General features: G+C 66.7%; 19 protein-coding genes. 16 read left to right on the forward strand and 3 right to left on the reverse strand.

Annotated elements, in window-relative coordinates; genetic code table 11:
* Together AC3A6Y_RS32555 and AC3A6Y_RS32560 are read right to left on the reverse strand one after the other, a co-directional pair.
* The coding region (locus tag AC3A6Y_RS32555; protein ID WP_487872414.1) for a leucine zipper domain-containing protein at positions 1–133 on the reverse strand (133 nt) is incomplete at its 3' end.
* Positions 134–740: 607 nt separating this feature from the next.
* A complete protein-coding gene (locus AC3A6Y_RS32560; protein ID WP_487872353.1) occupies positions 741–1,061 on the reverse strand; it encodes a 2Fe-2S iron-sulfur cluster-binding protein in 321 nt (106 codons plus the stop codon).
* A gap of 175 nt (positions 1,062–1,236) precedes the next feature.
* Here AC3A6Y_RS32560 and AC3A6Y_RS32565 point away from each other — a divergent pair, with 175 nt between their 5' ends.
* From AC3A6Y_RS32565 to AC3A6Y_RS32625, 13 genes are all read left to right on the forward strand, one after another.
* Positions 1,237–2,526, forward strand: a complete 1,290-nt coding sequence (locus AC3A6Y_RS32565) for an aromatic ring-hydroxylating oxygenase subunit alpha (protein WP_487872354.1) — start codon at positions 1,237–1,239, stop codon at positions 2,524–2,526.
* 2 nt (positions 2,527–2,528) lie between these two features.
* A complete protein-coding gene (locus AC3A6Y_RS32570; RefSeq protein WP_487872355.1) occupies positions 2,529–3,014 on the forward strand; it encodes an aromatic-ring-hydroxylating dioxygenase subunit beta in 486 nt (161 codons plus the stop codon).
* 51 nt (positions 3,015–3,065) lie between these two features.
* Positions 3,066–3,905: an enoyl-CoA hydratase/isomerase family protein gene (locus AC3A6Y_RS32575; RefSeq protein WP_487872356.1), complete on the forward strand. Its 840-nt coding sequence runs from the start codon at positions 3,066–3,068 to the stop codon at positions 3,903–3,905.
* Between the two features lie 5 nt (positions 3,906–3,910).
* The gene (locus AC3A6Y_RS32580) at positions 3,911–4,630 is read left to right on the forward strand and encodes an SDR family oxidoreductase (RefSeq protein WP_487872357.1); all 720 of its coding nucleotides are present in this window, start codon (positions 3,911–3,913) and stop codon (positions 4,628–4,630) included.
* Positions 4,627–5,565, forward strand: a complete 939-nt coding sequence (locus tag AC3A6Y_RS32585) for an alpha/beta hydrolase (RefSeq protein ID WP_487872358.1) — start codon at positions 4,627–4,629, stop codon at positions 5,563–5,565. The genes AC3A6Y_RS32580 and AC3A6Y_RS32585 overlap by 4 nt, the downstream gene beginning before the upstream one ends.
* A gap of 2 nt (positions 5,566–5,567) precedes the next feature.
* Positions 5,568–7,043, forward strand: a complete 1,476-nt coding sequence (locus tag AC3A6Y_RS32590) for a hydroxymethylglutaryl-CoA synthase family protein (RefSeq protein WP_487872359.1) — start codon at positions 5,568–5,570, stop codon at positions 7,041–7,043.
* 3 nt (positions 7,044–7,046) lie between these two features.
* A complete protein-coding gene (locus AC3A6Y_RS32595; protein ID WP_487872360.1) occupies positions 7,047–8,249 on the forward strand; it encodes an acetyl-CoA acetyltransferase in 1,203 nt (400 codons plus the stop codon).
* 255 nt (positions 8,250–8,504) lie between these two features.
* The gene (locus AC3A6Y_RS32600) at positions 8,505–9,314 is read left to right on the forward strand and encodes an enoyl-CoA hydratase/isomerase family protein (protein WP_487872361.1); all 810 of its coding nucleotides are present in this window, start codon (positions 8,505–8,507) and stop codon (positions 9,312–9,314) included.
* The gene (locus tag AC3A6Y_RS32605) at positions 9,311–10,102 is read left to right on the forward strand and encodes an enoyl-CoA hydratase-related protein (protein WP_487872362.1); all 792 of its coding nucleotides are present in this window, start codon (positions 9,311–9,313) and stop codon (positions 10,100–10,102) included. The genes AC3A6Y_RS32600 and AC3A6Y_RS32605 overlap by 4 nt, the downstream gene beginning before the upstream one ends.
* Before the next feature lie 2 nt (positions 10,103–10,104).
* Complete coding sequence (locus tag AC3A6Y_RS32610; protein WP_487872363.1) at positions 10,105–11,619, forward strand: 3-hydroxyacyl-CoA dehydrogenase; 1,515 nt, start codon at positions 10,105–10,107, stop codon at positions 11,617–11,619.
* A 94-nt stretch (positions 11,620–11,713) separates the two neighbouring features.
* Positions 11,714–13,027, forward strand: coding sequence for a phytoene desaturase family protein (locus AC3A6Y_RS32615; RefSeq protein ID WP_487872364.1), 1,314 nt, complete (start codon positions 11,714–11,716; stop codon positions 13,025–13,027).
* Between the two features lie 11 nt (positions 13,028–13,038).
* A complete protein-coding gene (locus AC3A6Y_RS32620; RefSeq protein ID WP_487872365.1) occupies positions 13,039–14,742 on the forward strand; it encodes an acyl-CoA dehydrogenase family protein in 1,704 nt (567 codons plus the stop codon).
* Positions 14,743–14,753: 11 nt separating this feature from the next.
* A complete protein-coding gene (locus AC3A6Y_RS32625; RefSeq protein WP_487872366.1) occupies positions 14,754–15,968 on the forward strand; it encodes a CoA transferase in 1,215 nt (404 codons plus the stop codon).
* A gap of 113 nt (positions 15,969–16,081) precedes the next feature.
* On the opposite strand, the gene AC3A6Y_RS32630 is transcribed toward AC3A6Y_RS32625, so the two are convergent.
* Complete coding sequence (locus AC3A6Y_RS32630) at positions 16,082–16,705, reverse strand: TetR/AcrR family transcriptional regulator (RefSeq protein ID WP_487872367.1); 624 nt, start codon at positions 16,703–16,705, stop codon at positions 16,082–16,084.
* Positions 16,706–16,876: 171 nt separating this feature from the next.
* Here AC3A6Y_RS32630 and AC3A6Y_RS32635 point away from each other — a divergent pair, with 171 nt between their 5' ends.
* The 3 genes from AC3A6Y_RS32635 (at position 16,877) to AC3A6Y_RS32645 (ending at position 19,578) form a co-directional block, all read left to right on the forward strand.
* Complete coding sequence (locus AC3A6Y_RS32635; protein WP_487872368.1) at positions 16,877–18,157, forward strand: NAD(P)/FAD-dependent oxidoreductase; 1,281 nt, start codon at positions 16,877–16,879, stop codon at positions 18,155–18,157.
* 79 nt (positions 18,158–18,236) lie between these two features.
* Entirely contained in the window at positions 18,237–18,989 is a 753-nt protein-coding gene (locus tag AC3A6Y_RS32640; RefSeq protein WP_487872369.1) for an NAD(P)H-dependent oxidoreductase, read from the forward strand.
* A gap of 124 nt (positions 18,990–19,113) precedes the next feature.
* On the forward strand, positions 19,114–19,578 hold the full coding sequence (locus tag AC3A6Y_RS32645) for an acyl-CoA thioesterase domain-containing protein (protein WP_487872370.1): 465 nt from the start codon (positions 19,114–19,116) through the stop codon (positions 19,576–19,578).
* Positions 19,579–19,837: the final 259 nt, after the last annotated feature.

Consider the following 19,837-nt stretch of genomic DNA (forward strand, 5'->3'; position numbering starts at 1 on the left):
TGAGCCACTTGCGCGCAGTGCGCGGGCTGATGCCTGCCGCCTCGGCGGCAAGCATCAGCCCCATTCCTGCGATGCGTTCGACAAGCAACTTGCGACCTTCCAATGTCAATCTGGCATTCTTATGGCTGTTCATCCGGTGGAATTCCTCTGCGATCCTGAAGCGTGGTAACTCCAGTTTCCCAGACCCATCCGGGTGAACAACCTATTGAAACATCACATCTAGCGCCTGGTGGAGTTCAATGGCGAGGCAGCGCTGGAGCGCGAGCTCGCACGGCGACGCGGTACGGAGCAGCTGATAACCGTGTGCCGCTGTCGGTCGACGAGGTGACGCCCGGCGAATACCTGCGCGGCGCAGGCCGGCACGCTGGCCATTGCCGGCAAGACCCACGATCTTCGAGAGCCCGCGCGGCCAGGTGCTGACCGACGTCGTGGGTTGATCTCCCGCTCGTGAACAGAGCCGTGTCGCTTCAGAGGTCATGCGTACCCGCCGGATCGGCTATGGACAGGTCCCGAATCTCCTGGAATGCTGATGCCCGTTCGACCGGCAGAAGGTTCGAGGCCGACGATTTTGGGCACGCATGCGCGGCGCACGTTCGCCACGGAGATGCAAGCACCGCAGGTGCGAGAGGCGCTATACAGGCAACTCGGTCTGTGCCTCATCGCAGACCTATGGCAATGCGCATTCCGCAATCGATGAGATCGCGGGATCAAGCATCCGGTGGCGCTGGGGGCGCGTCACCTCAGACCTGCACTTCCGGCAACTGAACGACGATGCCATCCAGCGCGGCTTGCATCTTGATCTGGCAGCACAGCCGACTGTTCGCGCGTGGCTCAGGCACGCCCTCGAGCATGAAGGCCTCCGTCTCCGATACCGCAGGCAGTTTTTCGGTCCAGCGCGCGTCGACATAGGCATGGCAGGTGGCGCAACTGCAAGCCCCCCCGCAGTCGCCCAGGATGCCGGGCACAGCGTTGTCCAGGGCAATCTGCATCAGTGTGCGTTCGAGAGGGGCGGACACCAGGTGCGTGGTGCCATCGTGCTCGATGAATGTCACTTGGAGCATGGGTTTTTTGCATCTCGTAGAGGTTGATCGGGTCCGCAAGAGCGGGTCGGCGACGGCCAAATGGATCGTTCCGTCGTCTTGACATAGACCGTCCCGTCGGACTATTATCGATCCAACAGCAGCGCATCGCAATGCTTTTGCGCCTTGCAGAAACACTCTTCGTGAAGGTGACAACATGAGTACCTGTGCCCCGGTGATTCCCATCGCCCGCGCCAATCCCGAGCCTCGTGTGTGGGGCGATCTGGTCCGAGAGAACGAGGTGCACGGCTCGCTCTACACCGACCCGGCGATCTTCGAAGAAGAGCTGCGCAAGATCTGGTTTCGCACCTGGGTCTACGTCGGCCATGAGAGCGAAGTGCCCCAGCCCAACGACTACGTGATGAAGTCGATCGGCCCCGAGCCGATCCTCATGACGCGAAACCGGGAAGGCCGGATCCATCTTTTGCACAATCGCTGTCCGCACCGCGGCAACCGGGTGTGCATGACCGAGAAAGGGTCGGCGCGCTCGTTCACATGCCCGTACCACGGCTGGACGTTCACCAACGATGGTGCGCTGCGCGGCTATCCGTTTCCATCGGGCTACGAGGGCCTCGATCGCTCGGAGCTCGGGCTCGGTAAGGTGGCGCGCGTCGCTTCCTACAAGGGCTTCGTCTTCGGCTCGATGGCGGAAGAAGGGCCTTCGTTGGAGGAGCATCTCGGTGCGGCCATGGCGGCCATCGATGCGCTGTGCCTGACCTCGCCCGAGGGCGAGGTGGAAGTCACGGCCGGCTTCCTGAAGCACAAGGTCAAGTCGAACTGGAAATTCCTGGTCGAGAACGAGACCGACGGCTATCACCCGTCGTTCGTGCATGCCTCGATCTTCGAAGTCGCCAAAAGCGGCATCGGCTCGCTCTACAGCAGCGACTCGACGGCGGTGTCGCGCTACTTTGGCCAGGGACATTCCGAGAACGACCTGCGGCCGGAGTTCCGAAAAAGAGATATACCGATGAGCTGGTTCAATACCACTGCAGACCGCCTGCCCGAGTACACACAGCGCATGGAGGCGGCCTACGGCGTGGAGCAGGCTCGCAAGATCATGATCGACGGCACGCCGCACATCATGATCTATCCGAATCTCTTCATCGCAGAGATTCAGATCTTCGTGATCCAGCCACTGGCGTTCAACGAATCAGTGCAGCATGTCACGGCGTTGCAGTTCAAGGGCGCGCCCGATCTGAATCGTCGTCTGCGTCAGCAGACGATGGGGTCTGTCGGCCCAGCCGGTTTCCTGTTGGCGGACGACGCGGAGATGTACGAGCGCACCCAGCTCGGTGTCCAGGCGAAGAGTCCCGAATGGTTGTATCTGGGTCGCGGCAAGCACCGCGAACGCACGGACGAGAACGGCTACCTGATCGGGGACGCCACCGACGAGACGCCAACGCGCGGCATCTGGCGGCATTACCGCTCGCTCATGGAGGCGGCGTGAGCATGAACGTCGAAGACCTGCTGCTTCACCACGAGGTGTCGCAGTTCATCTACCGCGAAGCGCGCCTTCAGGACAACCACGAATACGACGCCTGGGAGGCCTTGTGGACTGACGACGGCGTTTACTGGATACCCGCCAACGGCGAGTCCGGCGACCCGGAGCAGGAGATGTCCATCATCTATGACAACCGCTCGCGCATCGCGCTGCGGGTGCGCCAGTTCCATACCGGCAAGCGCTACAGCCAGTCGCCGCGCTCACCATTGCGCCGGGTGGTCTCCAACGTGGAGGTTCTCGAAAACAACGGAACAGATCTGGTGGTCACCGCCAACGCGATCGTGTTCGAAGCGCATGCGCGCGGCGACACGATCTGGGGTTCACGCAATGAATACAGGCTTCGCCGCGAGGACGGGGTGTTGCGCATGGCCGGCAAGAAAGTGGTGCTGACCAACAACGAGCGGGCCCTGTATTCGATGGCCTTCCTGATCTAGATCCCCTGAGCCCGAGACCCTACAGCCCACGCCGCGAGGCAGGAGAAAAACATGACTGGAGACAAGCGAAGTGAGAGTGCCTCGATCGAGGTGCTGGTCGCCGAAGGATTGGTTCGCCTGGAACTGCATGCCGACGGCGTGGCTCACGTGCGGCTGAACCGGCCTGAAGCCTCGAACGGACTCAACATGGAGGTGCTCAAGGCGTTGCATGAGGTGCTGATGCAGGTGCACGGCGACGGCCGCGTGCGCGCCGTGCTGCTCACAGGCGAGGGTAAGAACTTCTGTGCTGGTGGTGATGTCCACACCTTCCTGTCGAAGGGCGAGGCGCTGCCCGACTTCATTCGCATGGCGACCTCATATTTGCAGCTGGTGGTGTCGCTGCTGATGCGGCTCAACGCGCCCGTCGTCTGTGCGGTGCAGGGCTTTGCGGCCGGCGGCGGCGGCATGGGACTGGTGTGTTCGTCCGACGTGGTCGTGGCGGGCGAGTCGAGCCGCTTCCTGGCCGGCGCGACGCGCGTGGCGATGGTGCCCGATGCCGGCGTCTCGGTGACGCTCACGCAGTTGGTGGGTTTTCGCAAGGCCATGGACATCGTGCTGTTCAACCCGGTGATCGATGCCGCCGAGGCGCTGCGCATGGGGTTGATCTCGCGCGTGGTGCCCGATGCCGCGCTGGCCGACGAAGCGCTGTCGCTGGCGCGTCAGCTTGCGGCCGGTGCGCCCGCGGCGCTCGCGGCCACGAAGCGGCTGCTGTGGAACGGAATCGGCCTCGGCGCCGAGGCTGCCATGCCCGAAGAGAACCGCACCCAGGCCCAACTGGCCGGCATGAAGGATGCGCTGGAGGGCTTGGCGGCAGTAATCGAGAAGCGCGCGCCGCGCTTTACCGGGCATTGAGCGCGATGCGCAGCGTGTTCCTGACCGGCGGTGCCAAGGGCATCGGTGCCGCCATCGCTCGCCGGCTGGCCGCCGATGGCGCGCGCGTGACCATCGCAGACCTCGACATCGCGAGCGCGCGGGCGCTGGCTGTTGAGATCGGCGCCGCCGCGGTGGAGCTCGACGTGGCCGACCTCGAGCGCGCGCAGCGCGCGGTGCTGGAGACCGGACCGCACCAGATCCTGGTGAACAACGCAGGCATCGACCAACATGCCTATTTCACGCAGACCCAGATCGCCGACTGGCGCCGGCTGCTGGCGGTCAATCTCGAATCGGTGTTCGCTACCACGCACGCGGCATTGCCCGCGATGCAGGCGGCGGGCTTCGGCCGCATCATCAATATCGCCTCCGAGGCCGGCCGCATGGGTTCGCGCGGCGCGGCGGTGTATGCCGCAGCCAAAGGCGGCGTGATCGCCTTCACGCGCTCCATTGCGCGCGAAAACGGCCGCAAGGGCATCACGGCCAACGTAATCGCGCCGGGGCCGATCGACACACCGTTGCTGCGCGAAGCCGTGGCCGCTGGCGGCGACAAGCTGCTGGACGCCATGAAGGGCGCCACGCTGGCCGGCCGGCTGGGCACGCCCGAAGAAGTGGCCGCTGCGGTCGCTTTCCTGGCCTCCGACGCTGCGGCATTCATCACCGGCGAGACCTTGGGGGTCTCCGGCGGCATGGGGTGCGGCCAATGAGCGAGCGCAAGATTGCCGCTTCCGACGAACAGCTCGACGGCGTCATCCGCCGCGTGCTGTCGGTCTACCGAAGCTGGAACCGCAACACCACGGTGGCGCAGATGCGCGTCGATTGGGACGCGCTCTTCGGCGGCCAGCCCGTGGAGGCTGCGGTGCAGCCTGTGACCATCGACGGCCTGAACGCCGAGTGGATCGCCGCACCAGAGGCGGACCCGCAGCGCGTGGTGCTCTACTTTCATGGCGGCGGCTTCCAGGTGGGGTCGGTGCATTCGCACCGCGAGTTGATGGCGGGCATTTCCGAAGCGGCAGGTTGTCGCGTGCTGGGCCTGGACTACCGCCTCGCCCCCGAGCACCGCCATCCGGCGGCGCTCGACGATGCCTGCGCCGCCTACGACTGGCTGATCACGCAAGGCACACGGCCTGCCGACATCGTCTTCGCAGGCGATTCGGCGGGCGGCAGCCTCGTGCTGGCCGCCTTGATCAAGCTGCGCGACGCGGGTTGTGCGCTGCCTGCGGGCGCGGTGCTGATGTCCGCCTGGACCGACATGACGGCCTCGGGCGAGAGCTATGTCTCGCGCGCGCAGAGCGACCCGATCCATCAGCGTCCGATGATCCTCTCGATGGCACGCAACGCCCTCGGCGCCGAGGGCGATCCCCGGCATCCGTGGGTATCGCCGCTGTTCGCTGAACTGCTCGGCCTGCCACCACTGCTGATCCAGGTCGGCGACTGCGAGACGGTGCTCAGTGACTCGGTCGACTTCGCCGCGAAGGCGAAGGCGGCCGGCGTCGATGTGCGTCTGGAGGTGTGGGACCGAATGATCCACGTCTTCCAGCAATTCCCCGACGACCTGCCCGAGGCGCACGACGCCCGGCGCGCCATCGGCGCCTTCGTCCGAAGCCTTTTTCCAACCCCTTCCATCACGAGAAAGTCCTGACCATGTTCGGAATCGTCGGATACGGCGGCTATGTGCCTCGCCTGCGGCTGCTGCGCCGCGCGGCGGCCGAGGCCAATGCCTGGTACGCCCCCCAGTTCGTCAACGCTGCCAAGGGCACCCGAGCCTTTGCCAACTGGGACGAAGACAGCATCACGATGGCGGTGGCCGCAGCGCGCGACTGCCTTGGCTCGGCGGACGATCGCTCGCGCATCTCCAGCGTGCTGCTGGCATCTGGCACTCTGCCCTTTGCCGAACGGCTGAATGCCGGCGTGGTGTGCGAAGCACTCACGCTGCGCGACGACGTGCAGGCGGCCGATGTCACGGGCTCGCAGCGCGCGGGCCTGTCGGCGCTCGCGCAGGCTGTGGCGCAGGTGCGCAACGGTGGCGGCGACGTGCTGGTGCTGGCATCCGACAACCGCAAGACACGTGCGGCCAGTTCGCAGGAACTGGACTTCGGCGACGGCGCCGCCGCGCTCCAACTGGGCTGCGACAAGGTGCTGGCCGAATACCTTGGCGCCGGCACGGTCACGGTCGATTTCGTCGATCACTTCCGTGCTGCGGGGGAGGACATTGACTACGCCTGGGAAGAACGCTGGGTGCGCGACGAGGGCATCTCCAAGCTCGTGCCGAGGGCCGTGAAAGCTGCACTGGAGGAGGCCAAGGTCGAAGCTGCGCAGATCGACCACTTCATTTTCCCGACCACCTTCCAGAAGATGGACCAGCAACTGGCCAAGACCTGCGGCGTGCGAGCGGAGGCAGTGGTCGATTCGCTGGCCTCGCGCGTGGGCGACACCGGCCTGCCGCACGGCATGCTGCTGCTGGCCCATGTGCTGGAGCGTGCGGTACCCGGCCAGCACATCCTGCTGGCCCAGTTCGGCAGCGGGGCGCAGGCGATGGTGTTCCGCGTCACCGACGAGGTCCGCAACTTCCGTCCGGCCCAGGGCGTGAGCGAATGGGTCCGTCGGGGTGTCGAAGAAACGGCTTACACCCGCTTCCTGTCCTTCAAGGAACAACTTGACCTCGAGCGCGGCATGCGCGGCGAGCAGGACCGCAAGACCGCGCTGTCCACTGCCTACCGCCATCGCAGCGCGATCATGGGCTTGGTCGCAGGGCGCTGCGAGGTGACCGGCAGCGTGCACTTCCCGCCATCACGCATCTCGTACGACCAGGGCAAGCCGCTGCAGGACACGCAGAAGCCGCACAAGCTCGCCGAACGCCGCGGCACCGTGCTGAGCTGGTCGGCGGAGTTTCTGTCGTTCCACCGTTCGCCGCCGCACCGTTACGGCCAGGTCGACTTCGAGGGCGGCGGCCGCGTGCTCATGGAGTTCACCGACACCGGCGACGGCGAGATCGACGCCGGCAGCGCGGTCGAGATGACGTTCCGCATCAAGGACATCGACGACCGCCGCGGCTACACCCGCTATTTCTGGAAAGCCACCCCGGTGCGCGCCGCCGCAACGGAAAAAGGATCGGAGTAAATCATGGCCGCAGGTATCAAGGACAAGGTCGCCATCCTCGGGATGGGGTGCAGCAAATTCGGCGAGCGCTGGGACGCGAGCCCCGAGGACCTCATGGTCGAGGCCTACAACGAGGCCATGGCCGACGCCGGCATCGCGCCCGAGCAGCTCGACGCCGCATGGTTCTCGACCCACATGGACGACGTCGGCACCGGCCGCGGCGGCACACCGATGGGCATTGCGCTGCGCCTGCCCAACGTCGGCGTGACGCGCGTGGAGAACTTCTGCGCCGGTGGTTCCGAGGCGATCCGCGCCGCGGTGTACGCGGTGGCCGCCGGCGCCTGCGACATCGCGATCGCTCTGGGCGTGGAGAAGCTCAAGGACACCGGCTACGGCGGCCTGCCGGTGGCCACGGTCGGCACCTACATTCCGCAGTGGTATCCCAATGCGGTGGCGCCGGCCAACTTCGCGCAGCTGGCTTCAGCCTACCGCAGCAAGCATGGCGTCGATGCGGCGCTGCTCAAGCGGGCAATTGCGCATGTCTCGATCAAGAGCCACGCCAACGGCGCGAAGAACCCGAAGGCGCACTTCCAGAAGGCTGTGAGTGAAGAGACGGTGCTGAAGGCACCGATCATCGCCGAGCCGCTGGGCCTGTTCGACTGCGCCGGCGTGTCCGATGGCGCAGCGGCGGTGATCGTCACGCGGCCCGACATAGCACGCAGCCTGGGCAAGCGCGACCTCGTGACCTTCAAGGCGCTGCAGATCGTGACCTCCAACGGCTGGGAGCTGCAATCCAACGAATGGGACGGCAGCTACGTGCACACCGCGCGAATCGCGGCTCAGCGCGCCTATGCCGAGGCCGGCATCACCCGGCCGCGCGAGCAGATCAGCATGACCGAGGTGCACGACTGCTTCTCGATCACCGAGCTGGTGACGATGGAAGACCTGGGCCTGTCGGATGTGGGCGGCGGCGTGAAGGACGTGCTCGACGGCATGTTCGATGCCGACGGAAAGATCCCGTGCCAGATCGACGGCGGACTCAAGTGCTTCGGTCATCCGATCGGCGCCAGCGGCATCCGCATGCTCTATGAGATGTACCTGCAGCTGCGGGGCAGGGCGGGTCCGCGTCAGCTGAGCAATCCCTCCGTGGGCTTGACGCACAACCTCGGCGGCCAGCCTTCGCAGAACGTCTGCTCTGTTTCCCTCGTCGGCCTGGAAGGCGCCTGACCTTGTCCGCGAGCAGATCATGACTGTCGGCCTCACCCAATTCATCCACCGCGAATTGCAGCAGAACCCGCAGCGCATCGCTCATCGCCGGATACAAGTGCCCACGCAGCGTTGAAGTGCGCACGGAACTTCCGTTGTCCGGCGCAGGAAAGATCCAGAAGAACAAGCTGCGCGAGTCGCACTGGGCCGGCCGCGGTCGCCAGGTCGCCTGAACGGGCGCACTGATCCCTTCATTTGAATGAAACGCCAAGGCATATGACTGTCCCTCCGAATCCGAACCCGGTGGTGTTGCTGGACCGGCCGGCCCCCCACGTGGCGCGCCTCCTGATCAACCGACCCGACAAGCGAAATGCGATCGACCACGACGTGCGGCAGGCGCTCACCGCCGCGATCGCCGGCATCCGCGACGATGCCGGCGTGCGGGCGCTGGTGTTCGGTGGAACAGCGGGCGTGTTCTCGGCCGGCGGCGACGTGCCGAGCATGCTGGGACTGGACGAGGCCGGCGCGCGGGCACGCATGCAGCATGTCGCGGTGTTGTGTCGCATGGTCGCGGCCTTGCGCATTCCGGTGGTCAGCGCCGTCGAAGGTATCGGCGCCGGGGCGGCGGTCGGCCTCGCACTGCTTGGTGATCACATCGTGGTGGGAGCGGGCACCCGCATCCTGTTCCCCTTTCTCCAGCTCGGGCTTGTGCCCGACTGGGGGCAGATGCTCACGCTGCCGCACCGGGTCGGCGTGCGTGAAGCCAGGCGCGTCCTCACGGCGGGAGAGCCTGTGCGCGGCGAGGAAGCACTGCGCATCGGCCTGGCCGACGCCTTGGTAGCCGACGACCAGGTGATGTCATGCGCGGTGGCGCTGGCGAGCGACCTGGCGCGGCTTCCGATGGGCGCCTTCGCGCGGATGAAGGACCGGCTCACGCGCGTGTCCTCGTCGCTGGACTTCGAGTTGCAGCGAGAGGAAGACGACCAGGCGGTAAGCCTGACCGGCGACGAATTCCGCGAGGGCTACGACGCCTTCAGGAACAAGCGGGCCGCCGATTTCATCGCGATGCCGGGAGTGAAGGCATGACGGGCGCCGCCATCGGGCGGGCACCGGAGGGCGTGCGGGTCGAGCGCGACGGCGCCGTCGGCATCGTCGTGCTGAACCGGCCGGAGAAGCGCAATGCGCTCGACATTGCCATGCGCCGCGCGATTGCCGAGGCGGTCATGGCGTTGGACCACGAAGACGCGATCCGCGCCATCGTCATCACCGGCGGCACCGTGTTCGCCGCCGGCGCCGACCTGAACCTGCTGGTCGACAAGGGCGCGCAGCAGGTGGCCGGCATCGACCTGGGCCAGTACTGGGCGCCGGTGGCGCAGTGCGGCAAGCCGACCGTCGCAGCGGTCGCCGGTTTCGCACTCGGTGCGGGCTGCGAGTTGGCCATGATGTGCGACTTCATCGTGGCGGACCCGACCGCGCGCTTCGGCCAGCCGGAGCTGGCGGTTGGCATCATGCCCGGCGCCGGCGGCACCCAGCGCCTGCTGCGTGCCGTGGGCCGGCCTGTGGCCGCGATGCTTTTGCTGACCGGCGAGCAACTGACGGCCGATCGCGCCTTCCAGCTCGGCCTGGTGGCTGAACTGGCCGAAGAGGGCCAGGCACTGGAGCGCGCAACCGCGTTGGCCCGCAAGGCCGCGCGCATGCCGCCCAAGGCGGTCGCCGCTACGCGTCGCATGCTGCGCCAGGGCCCCGACCTGCCGCTTGACGCGGCCCTCGCGCTGGAGAACCGCGAGTTCCTGCTGCTCTTCGACACCCCCGACAAGACGGAGGGCATGCGTGCCTTCCTCGACAAGCGACGCCCGGAATTCACCGGCAAATGACCATGACAGACAAACTCAAGTTCGCCGTCATCGGCGCCGGGACCATGGGTCGCGGCATTGTTCAGCTCTTCGCCCAGGCCGGGCACCGGGTGCATTGCTTCGACAGCTTCGAAGGCGCCGCAGGCAAGGCGGTGGAATTCGTCGTCGGCATGATCGGTCGCGGTGTCGAGAAGGGCCGCATCAATGCAGATGAATTCGAGCGCATCCGCGGTCAGATCCATGCCGCCGCGACGATGCAGGACATGGCGGATTGCGACGTTCTGATCGAAGCCATCGTGGAAGACCTGGAGGCCAAGCGCGCGCTGTTTCGTAGCCTCGAAGCAGTCGTTTCGCCCCAGGCGATCCTGGCGAGCAACACCTCGTCGCTCGTCGTGGCCGAGATCGCGGCCGTGTGCGCACATCCGCAGCGGGTGGCGGGACTGCATTTTTTCAATCCGGTGCCGCTCATGAAGGTGGCCGAGGTGATCGCCGCGGTGCGTACCGCGCCGGCGGTGGTGACCACCTTGCGCGACCTGGTCGCGGGTGCGGGCCATCGCGCGGTGGTTGCGGCGGACCAACCGGGATTCCTCGTGAACCACGCGGGCCGCGGCCTGTACACGGAGGGGCTTCGCCTGCTCGAGGAGCAGTCGGCCAGCGTGGACCAGATCGACCTTGTGCTGCGCGAGGCGGCAGGCTTCCGCATGGGGCCTTTCGAGCTGCTCGACCTCACGGGGCTGGACGTGTCGAGCAAGGTGATGAGTTCGATCTACGAGCAGTTCCAGCAGGAGCCGCGCTTTCGCCCTTCGTCGCTCGTACCGCCGCGGGTGGCGGCCGGGTTGTTCGGTCGCAAGACAGGGCAGGGCTGGTATGCCTACGAGGGTGATGCGCGACAGGTTCAGCCGACGCCTCCGGTGCCGGCGCTGCCGGCCGGCCTTGAGGTCTGGGTGACGCCGGAGGCCGCGCAGCGCGACGCATTGAAGGCGCTGGTGGAGGCCGCCGGCGCTCGATGGGTCGAACGCCCGACGCCCGAGGCACTTCTGATCGTCCAGCCCTGGGGTGGCGATGCCACCGGCGAGGCCGTGGCGCTCGGGCTCGATGCTGCGCGATGCGTCGCGATCGACCCGCTGCCCGGCCTGGAACACCATCGCACCCTCATGCTCACCGTGGCCACCGCGCCGGCCATGCGCGACGCCGCGCATGCGCTGTGCGCCCACGACGGGGTGGGCGTCACGGTGATCAACGACAGTCCCGGCTTCATCGTGCAACGCGTGCTGGCGACCGTCGTCAACATCGCGGCACAGATCGCACAGCGTGGCATCGCGTCGGTGGAGGACATCGAAGACGCGGTCAAGCTGGGGCTTGGCTATCCGCAAGGTCCGCTGTCCTGGGGAGACCGCATCGGCGGTGCGCAGGTGCTCGCGATCTTGCGACGCATGCAGGCGGTGACTGGCGATCCACGCTACCGGCCCAGTCCCTGGCTCGAGCGGCGTGTGGCGTTGGGCATGTCCCTGTGCTCGGCCGAGGCCGCACGCCGATGACCGCCGTGCCGCAGGCCGGCACCGCTCACTCGCGCGCATCGCACCGCGCCGCCACGCCCAACCCAACGAATTCATCCACAGGAGAAAAGTCATCATGAGCGAAACCGTGCTTCACCCCGTCAGCTACGACGCCATCGTGATCGGTGCGGGCGCCGGAGGCCTCAGCGTGGCCGCGCGCCTCGTGGCCGCAGGCAAGAAGGTGCTGGTGGCCGAGAGCCTGGGCCGCGTCGGCGGCCGCGCCTCGAGCGAGCAGATCGACGGCTTCACCGTCAACATCGGCGCCATCGCGATCGAGAAGGGGTCCATCTTCGAGGAGACCTTCGCCTTGCTCGACGTCGAACTCGACCTGCGCGAGCCCAACCCCGCGACCGTCTTCCTGATCGACGGCAAGATCATCAACGTCGCCAAGGGCGGCTGGGGCATGCTGCTGGGCGGCTTCACCAAGCAGGCGGCGAAGATCGGCGCCAAGTTCGCGGACGCACGCGGCGGCGACCTGCCCGAGGCCAAGCTCACCACCAAGGAGTGGTTGTCGCAGTACACCAAGAACGAGACGGTGCATGCGATCTTCCGCAATCTGTGCGCGGCCATCTTCGCGGCCAACTCGGACGAACTGCCTGCGCGGGCCTTCCTGACCTACTTTGCGGTCAAGGGCGCGTTCAAGCGCTTCGGCTTCTGCCCGCGGGGCACGGTCGGGCTGTGGAACGACCTGACCGATGCGATCCGCCGCCGTGGCGGCGAGGTCTGGCTCGACGCACCGGTGGCGGCACTGAACATCGAGAACGGCCGAGCGACGGGCGTCGACCTGGCCAAGGACGGCGTGACGCTGCGCGTCAATGCGCGCGCGGTGATCAGCAACATCGGGCCGCATGCCACGGCTCTGCTGCCGGGCGCAGAGGCCTTCGGCGGTGAGTACATCGCGTTGGCGACCACCGGGCCGAAGCCGGCCGCCAACATCGTCATCAACTTCGCGACGCGCGAGCGCCTCTACGATGCGCCGGGCCTGGTCACCTTCGGGCGCACGCGCCGCCTGTGCAACATCGGCGAGCTGACCGCGACCTGCCCCGAGCTGGCGCCCGCAGGCTGGCACCAGTACGTCGCCTATGCCGTGCCGCACCCCGCGCTGGGCGACTTCGACAACGACGCCGAGGTCGAGGCCTCGCTGCAGGACCTGCGCGACCTTTTCCCCGGCTTCGCGAACGCGAAGATGCTGTCGGTGCGCGTCATGCGCGACGGCTGGCCAGCCCAGCGTTCCTGTGGCGGCTACGACCTGCCGCAGACCACGCCACTGCCAAACTTCTGGCATGTGGGCGATGCGGTCAAGCCCTACGGCGATGGCGGCACGCAGGCCTGTGCGGACACGGGCCGTTCCGTGGCCAAGCTGGCGCTCGATGCGCTGGCCGCGGCTTGAGACGCCACGCCATGGCCGAGAACCAAGACATCCAGGCCTGCGCGTCGCTGCTGGCGCGCTTGCGCCCGCTGTTCGAGCAGGCCACGCAGGCGCTGGCACAATCCTGCGCCCAAGACGGCGTCTTCAGTGCGCGTCGTTTCGATGCGCAGCAGGTTGCCAGCTATGAACTGGCCTGGGCCAGTGCCGATCTGCTCGCGGCGCAGACGGCCGTCCAGGGCGTCGGCAGCGGTGCGAACGCGCTCGAAACCGGCCTGGCGCTGGTCTTCGGCGTCGACGCCATTGGTTCGGTGCTCGCGCGCACGGAAATGCTCTTTCTCGAACTCGGCCTGGACATCGCGCCGGTCCAGGCCTTTGCATCGGATGCCGCGTGGGCGGCCTTGCGCCGTTCGGCCGGCAGTGCGGCCGCGCTGCAGGCAACCGGCCGGGCGTTGGCCGATGCCGATGGCGAGGTCGGGGGCGTGGTGCTCGACGAGGCACATGCGATGGCACAGGATGCCTTCCGCCGCTTTGCCGCCGATGTGGTGGCGCCGCAGGCGGAAGCACTGCACCGCCACGACCTCACGGTGCCCGAGAGCCTGCTGCAGCCGCTGCGGGAGATGGGTGTGTTTGGCCTGTCGGTGCCCGAGCGCTTTGGCGGCCACGCGCCGAACGACCGCGACGACACGCTGCTGATGGTGCTGGTCACCGAGGCCCTGTCCGAAGCGTCGCTGGCGGGTGCCGGCAGCCTGATCACGCGACCCGAGATCCTGAGCCGCGCATTGATGGCCGGCGGCACCGAAGAACAGAAATCCCATTGGCTGCCGCGCATCGCGGCAGGTGATCCGCTGTGCGCGATTGCGATCACCGAGCCCGACTACGGCTCGGACGTCGCCGGCCTGATGCTGCGCGGCACGCGTGTCGAAGGCGGGTGGCGCCTGGACGGTGCCAAGACCTGGTGCACCTTCGCCGGCAAGGCAGGGCTGCTGATGGTGGTGGTGCGCACCGACCCCGATCGCTCGGCCGGCCATCGCGGGCTGAGCCTGATGCTGGTGGAAAAGCCGTCGGACGACGACCATGCTTTCGCCCATCGCCAAAGTGAAGCGCAAGGTGGCGGGAGCCTGACGGGCAAGGCCATCGCGACCATTGGCTATCGCGGGATGCATTCGTTCGAGCTGTCGTTCGACAACCTGTTCGTGCCTGACAGCCATGTGATCGGCGGCGCGGCGGGTCTGGGCAAGGGCTTCTATTTCACGATGGCCGGCATGATGGGCGGGCGCATGCAGACCGCGGGGCGGGCTTCGGGCGTCATGCGCGCTGCCATCCGTGCCGCCTTGCGCTACACCGAGGATCGCAAGGTCTTCGGCGCGCCGTTGCTCGACTGTCCGCTGACGCTCGCCAAGCTGGCGCGCATGGGGGCACGCTATGCCGCGTGCCAGCGGCTGGCCTATGCCGTGGCGCGGACACTCGATGAAGGCGGCGGCCGCATGGAGGCCAGCCTCGTCAAGCTGCTGGCGTGCCGCTCGGCCGAATGGGTGACCCGCGAGGCACTGCAATTGCATGGCGGCAATGGCTATGCGGAAGAGAGTCCGGTAAGCCGCTACTTCGTCGACGCGCGCGTGCTGTCGATCTTCGAGGGCGCGGAAGAGACCTTGGCACTCAAGGTCATTGCGCGCAGCCTGCTGGAGCAGGCGCTGGCCGACGCCACGCCCGCCCGAGCGGTGGCTCCCACGCATTGAGGAGCGACGCGATGGACTACGCTGGCCTGCTGGAGGGCATGCGCGTGATCGAGGCCGCCGCCTTCGTGGCGGCGCCGCTCGGCGGCATGACGCTGGCCCAGATGGGCGCCGAGGTGATCCGTATCGACGCGCTGGGCGGCGGCCTGGACTACCGGCGCTGGCCGGTCACCGAGGACGGCACCAGCTTGTTCTGGGCCGGGCTCAACAAGGGCAAGAAGTCCGTCACCCTCGACCTCGGCTCGCCCGAGGGCCGCGAGTTCGCCATGGCACTCATCGCTGCACCGGGCGAGGATGCGGGGATGCTGCTCACCAACTTCCCGCCGCGAGGCTGGCTGGACCACGAGAGCCTTCGCGAGCGGCGCAGCGACTTGATCCAGCTGACGGTGCAGGGCGACCGCCATGGCGGCTCGGCCGTGGATTACACGATCAACCCCCGTATGGGCCTGCCGTACCTCACCGGCAGCGGCGGGGCCGAAACGGCCGTCAACCATGTGCTGCCGGCGTGGGACCTCGTCACCGGCCAGATGGCTGCGGCAGGGTTGCTGGCGGCGGAGCGGCATCGGCGGCGCCAAGGCGTGGGCCAACATGTGAAGTTGGCGCTCGAAGACGTCGCGCTCGCTGCCGTGGGCAGCCTGGGCTTTCTGGCGGAGGCGCAACTGGGGCAAGAACGTGGCCGCCACGGCAACCATCTGTTCGGTGCGTTCGGCCATGACTTCCCGACCTCGGACGGCGTGCGTGTGATGGTGGTCGGCCTCACAGGAAAGCAATGGCGTTCGCTCTGCGACGCGCTGGCGATGGGGGATGAGATGGCCGCGATCGCGCAGCGCACCGGGCTCGATCTTGCGCGCGAGGGCAACCGCTTTCTCGCGCGCGAAGAGATCGCGGCCGTGGTCGGACGCTGGATGGGTGCCAGGCCGTTCGCAGACGTGGCCGCACAGCTCGATCGCCACGGCGTCTGCTGGGGCAAGTACCAAACCGTGACCCAGCTCGTGAGCGGGGACGAATCCTGTTCATTGGCCAACCCGATGTTCGGCGAGATCGCGCAGCACGGCGTGGGCTCCCTGATCGCGCCGGGGCTGCCGCTCGATTTCTCTGCCGTGCCTCGGCGTGCAGTCCAGCCGGCGCCGCGGCTTGGGGCGGACACGGAGCAGGTGCTGTGCTCGGTGCTTGGCGTGGACATCGCCGAGTTCGGTCGTCTGCATGACAGAGGCGTGGTCGGCGGGTGATTTCCGACGCCCTCGCGCAACCGGTGAACAGCTTTCGCACCGCGCGTGCGCCGGCCAGCGACTGCGTGTTCTGGGTCGGCGAGGCCGACGAAGAGGGCAATTGATCAGGGCATTCAGCGCTTGGCCTGAGCGGGCGGCACGAAGCGCTGTCCCTTGAAGCCGTACACGAACAACTGCGAGATGCGCGCGGCCAGTTCGCTCGGCGGTATCGCGCCGCTCTTCTCATACCAGGTGAAGGTCCAGATGATCATGCCGAACAGCAGCATCGCATAGGGACCGCGTGGCGAGCGCGCGGGCATCAGCTCCGGGTTGATCTCGTGCAAAACGCCCACGAGCAGGTCCACGATGCGGTTCTCTAGCTTGCGCACTTCACGCCGCTGCGCATCAGGCAGGAACTTGATGTCGTTCATCAGCACGAGGTGTTCGCTGCGCGAGTTGGCTCCGCGCGCAACGAAGGTCTCGACATAGCGGTTGAAGCGTTCCTCGGCCGGCAGCGACTGGGTCACAACAGTCTCGAGCTCGTCCAGTTGCGCCGTGATGTGCACGCGCACGATCTCGAAGAGCAAGTCTTCCTTGCGTGCGAAGTAGTGGTAGAGGTGCGACTTCGAGGCGCCGCAGGCCTGAGCGACCTCGATCATGGTGGATCCCTCGAAACCCTTGCGGGCGAACAGCGCCGCGGCCTGGTCCAGGATCGACTGTCGCTTGTCGTCGTAATCGTCTGCGCGTACCCGTGTCATGGCTTGGTCCTGTGATGTGTGAATGCAGTGGCGGCGCTGCCCGCGAACGGTGCGTCCAGATGCGCGCCCAGCTTGTCAATACTTCGCTGCTAGCATATTATTAGACCGACGTGACGGTCTATGAGCGAGATGTTTTCGGGGTGACGATGGCCGAAATTTTTTGGGTGCAGCATGCGTGAAAACGAAATTCTTCTGATCGTGGGTGCCGGTCATGCCGGTGCCGAGCTGGCGGTGGCTGCGCGGCAGCAAGGCTGGCTCGGTCGCATCGATTTGATCGGCGACGAGGCCATGCTGCCGTACCAGCGACCCCCGCTGTCCAAAGCATACCTGCATGGCGCCGCGAGCTTTGAGTCGCTTGCACTGCGGCCTGCGTCGGCCTACGAGGCGGCCAGGGTTCAAGTGCATTCGGGCGCGCAGCTGGTCCAGATCGACCGGGCGGGTCATCGTGTCCATCTCCAGGACGGCCGGGTCATGCCTTACACGAAGTTGGCGTTGTGCATGGGCGGGCGCCCGCGCACGCTCGTGTTGCCTGGACTGGACGCAAGTGCGAAGCCACGCAACCTGCACTACCTTCGAACGCTCACGGATGCCGATACGATTCGCGCCGGATTGAAGGAAGGCGCGCGCCTGGCCGTTGTGGGAGGCGGCTATGTCGGGCTCGAGCTGGCGGCGTCGGCTCGAAAGTTCGGCGCCGAGGTCACGGTGATCGAGGCACTGCCGCGTGTGCTTGCACGCGTGACCGGTGCGCAGGTGGCGGCCTTCTACGAAGCCGTGCATCGCAAGGCGGGTGTGCAGTTGCGCACCGGGCTGTCCGTCGAACGCGTGGAACTGGCGAACGATGGCGCGATCGCCGTGCTGGTGTGTACTTCGGGCGAGCGCATTGGCGCCGACATCGTGGTGGCCGGCATCGGCATGCTCCCCAACGTGGGACTGGCGCAGGCGGCCGGACTCGAAATCGACGGCGGGATCGTGGTCGACGAGTTCTCGCAAACCTCCGACCCCGACATCTTTGCGGCGGGCGACTGCACCGCGCACCACAGTGCGCTCTACAACCGGCACATTCGCCTGGAGTCCGTACCGAACGCATTGGAGCAGGCCAGGGCCGCGGCCTCGGCGTTGTGCGGAAAGCCCAAGCCCAATCACGCAGTGCCGTGGTTCTGGTCCGATCAGTACGACCTCAAGTTGCAGATGGTCGGCTTGTCGCAGGGCCACGAAGCTTGCGTGCTGCGAGGCGATCCCGCCTCGCAGCGATTCATCGCCTTCTATCTGTCAAAGGGGGTCGTGATCGCTGCCGATGCAGTGAACCGGCCGGCCGATTTTATGCTCGCCAAGCGGCTGGTCGCCGCAGGTGTGGTGGTGGATGCCTCCGTGCTGGGCGACGAATCCGTCTCCTTGAAGAACTTTCTGCCGGTCTTGCCGGCGGCGCCCGCCACTGCCGCGCAGCTCGGGTAAGCCCGGGCAGCCCGGTGGGACCACTTTCCAATGACTCACTGCAACCACGAATCAAGAGGACGGTGCAAGCCCCTTGTCTATGAACATACTGATCGTCTACGCCCACCCGGAACCGAGATCCTTCAATCGCGGACTGTTGGACCGTTCGATACAGGTGCTGCAGGAGGAGGGACACCAAGTCGTGGTGTCCGACCTCTATGCCATGGGCTTCAATCCGGTCGCCACTGCCAAAGACTTCCGCGAGCGGCGTTTCCCTGATGCGCTGCAGTACGACCGTGAGCAGAAGCATGCCCACGAACATCAGGCCTTCGCACCGGACATCCAGGCGGAGATCGAAAAGCTGCTCGCGTGCGACCTGTTGATTTTGCAGTTCCCGCTCTGGTGGTTCTCGGTGCCTGCCATCATGAAGGGCTGGTTCGACCGCGTGTTCGTCAATGGCGTGGTGTACGGCAAGGGCCGTCGCTTCGACGCTGGCGGCATGAAGGGGCGTCGTGCCCTCGTGTGCACCAGCACCGCGTGCCTGCCCGGCATGGTCGAGCCCGATGGCCTGCTGGCCCATCTGGACGTGAATCTGTGGCACCTGCTCCATGGCACGCTGGCCTACGCGGGCTTCGAAGTACTGGCGCCTCATGCGTCGTGGTCCATCCACTACACCACACCCGACACGCGCGCCGGTTACATCGATGCGTTCTCCCAGCGACTGCGTGGCATCGGCCAAGAAGTGCCCATGCCGTTGCACCGGCTCGATGAATTCGGCGCGGACTGGCGCCTGAAGCCGGGCATCGCGCCGCGCACGAACGGCCACCGCCGGCCCCAGCCGGCCGCGGAATGAACGACGCGGCTGCGGACAGCGCCATCACGCTGGCGCAGCGGATGGCGTTGGACCTGCCGCGCCGCAGCCCTGGCGCAGCCGCCACAGCGACGCAAACCAGAACGGCCGCTCCTATGGAGGTCGGTTGCTGGGGCAGGCGTTTCATGCGGCGCTGCTGAAAGCGCCACATGAGCGCGAACCCACGGCGATGCAGTTCCCGTTCCTGCAGGGCGCGATGCCGGACAAGCCGGTCGACTACACGATGTCACCCCTGCAGCGTGGCAAGCGCTTTCACTCGATGGGAGTGCGCGGGTCGCAGGGTGAGCGCACGGTGCTCCAGGCGCAGGAGAGTTGCGTGTTGCCGCTGGACGGGCCGGCGCACGCGCGACCGAGCCTGGCGCCTACCGACGAAGTTCCCGAGCGCCTGTCTCGCCTGGGGCAGGTGTCATCGGCGCTGCGCGACCGACTTGCGCTGATGGGCGGGTATGGGCGCGATGTCAACGTCTGCATCGATTTCCGCATTCCGGACGCAGAACGCCAACTGGACGCAGCTACGGCAGACCATCGATTCCGCTACTGGATGCGGGTCGGGTCCGTACAGCCTTCCTGATGCGCCGCGCGTGCAGGCCGCATGCTTTGCCTATCTGTCCGATTGGTAGCTCAATTTTGACGCGGACTGTGCATTGCCCACTACCACGACCTCCATGGCCGACATGTGGCAACGGCCACTCAGGACTGCCTGCCGACGAACGCGGACTGATCGAGCGGGCGCCCTCGCGTGGCAGGCCGAGCAGCGCAGCAGCGATTGCGGTCGCGCAAACACAGTCCCTTCGAGGGTAATCCCCAGCCTCAGGGCTGCCGAAGCCTCC

It is taken from the genome of Variovorax sp. Soil_C_17 (genome assembly GCF_057657265.1).

What these genes read in the sequence shown, in the direction of transcription:
- AC3A6Y_RS32560 (WP_487872353.1), bottom strand. Translation starts at nt 1,061, where the DNA reads ATGCTCCAAGTGACATTCATCGAGCACGATGGCACCACGCACCTGGTG.
- AC3A6Y_RS32565 (WP_487872354.1), top strand. Translation starts at nt 1,237, where the DNA reads ATGAGTACCTGTGCCCCGGTGATTCCCATCGCCCGCGCCAATCCCGAG.
- AC3A6Y_RS32570 (WP_487872355.1), top strand. Translation starts at nt 2,529, where the DNA reads ATGAACGTCGAAGACCTGCTGCTTCACCACGAGGTGTCGCAGTTCATC.
- AC3A6Y_RS32575 (WP_487872356.1), top strand. Translation starts at nt 3,066, where the DNA reads ATGACTGGAGACAAGCGAAGTGAGAGTGCCTCGATCGAGGTGCTGGTC.
- AC3A6Y_RS32580 (WP_487872357.1), top strand. Translation starts at nt 3,911, where the DNA reads ATGCGCAGCGTGTTCCTGACCGGCGGTGCCAAGGGCATCGGTGCCGCC.
- AC3A6Y_RS32585 (WP_487872358.1), top strand. Translation starts at nt 4,627, where the DNA reads ATGAGCGAGCGCAAGATTGCCGCTTCCGACGAACAGCTCGACGGCGTC.
- AC3A6Y_RS32590 (WP_487872359.1), top strand. Translation starts at nt 5,568, where the DNA reads ATGTTCGGAATCGTCGGATACGGCGGCTATGTGCCTCGCCTGCGGCTG.
- AC3A6Y_RS32595 (WP_487872360.1), top strand. Translation starts at nt 7,047, where the DNA reads ATGGCCGCAGGTATCAAGGACAAGGTCGCCATCCTCGGGATGGGGTGC.
- AC3A6Y_RS32600 (WP_487872361.1), top strand. Translation starts at nt 8,505, where the DNA reads ATGACTGTCCCTCCGAATCCGAACCCGGTGGTGTTGCTGGACCGGCCG.
- AC3A6Y_RS32605 (WP_487872362.1), top strand. Translation starts at nt 9,311, where the DNA reads ATGACGGGCGCCGCCATCGGGCGGGCACCGGAGGGCGTGCGGGTCGAG.
- AC3A6Y_RS32610 (WP_487872363.1), top strand. Translation starts at nt 10,105, where the DNA reads ATGACAGACAAACTCAAGTTCGCCGTCATCGGCGCCGGGACCATGGGT.
- AC3A6Y_RS32615 (WP_487872364.1), top strand. Translation starts at nt 11,714, where the DNA reads ATGAGCGAAACCGTGCTTCACCCCGTCAGCTACGACGCCATCGTGATC.
- AC3A6Y_RS32620 (WP_487872365.1), top strand. Translation starts at nt 13,039, where the DNA reads ATGGCCGAGAACCAAGACATCCAGGCCTGCGCGTCGCTGCTGGCGCGC.
- AC3A6Y_RS32625 (WP_487872366.1), top strand. Translation starts at nt 14,754, where the DNA reads ATGGACTACGCTGGCCTGCTGGAGGGCATGCGCGTGATCGAGGCCGCC.
- AC3A6Y_RS32630 (WP_487872367.1), bottom strand. Translation starts at nt 16,705, where the DNA reads ATGACACGGGTACGCGCAGACGATTACGACGACAAGCGACAGTCGATC.
- AC3A6Y_RS32635 (WP_487872368.1), top strand. Translation starts at nt 16,877, where the DNA reads ATGCGTGAAAACGAAATTCTTCTGATCGTGGGTGCCGGTCATGCCGGT.
- AC3A6Y_RS32640 (WP_487872369.1), top strand. Translation starts at nt 18,237, where the DNA reads ATGAACATACTGATCGTCTACGCCCACCCGGAACCGAGATCCTTCAAT.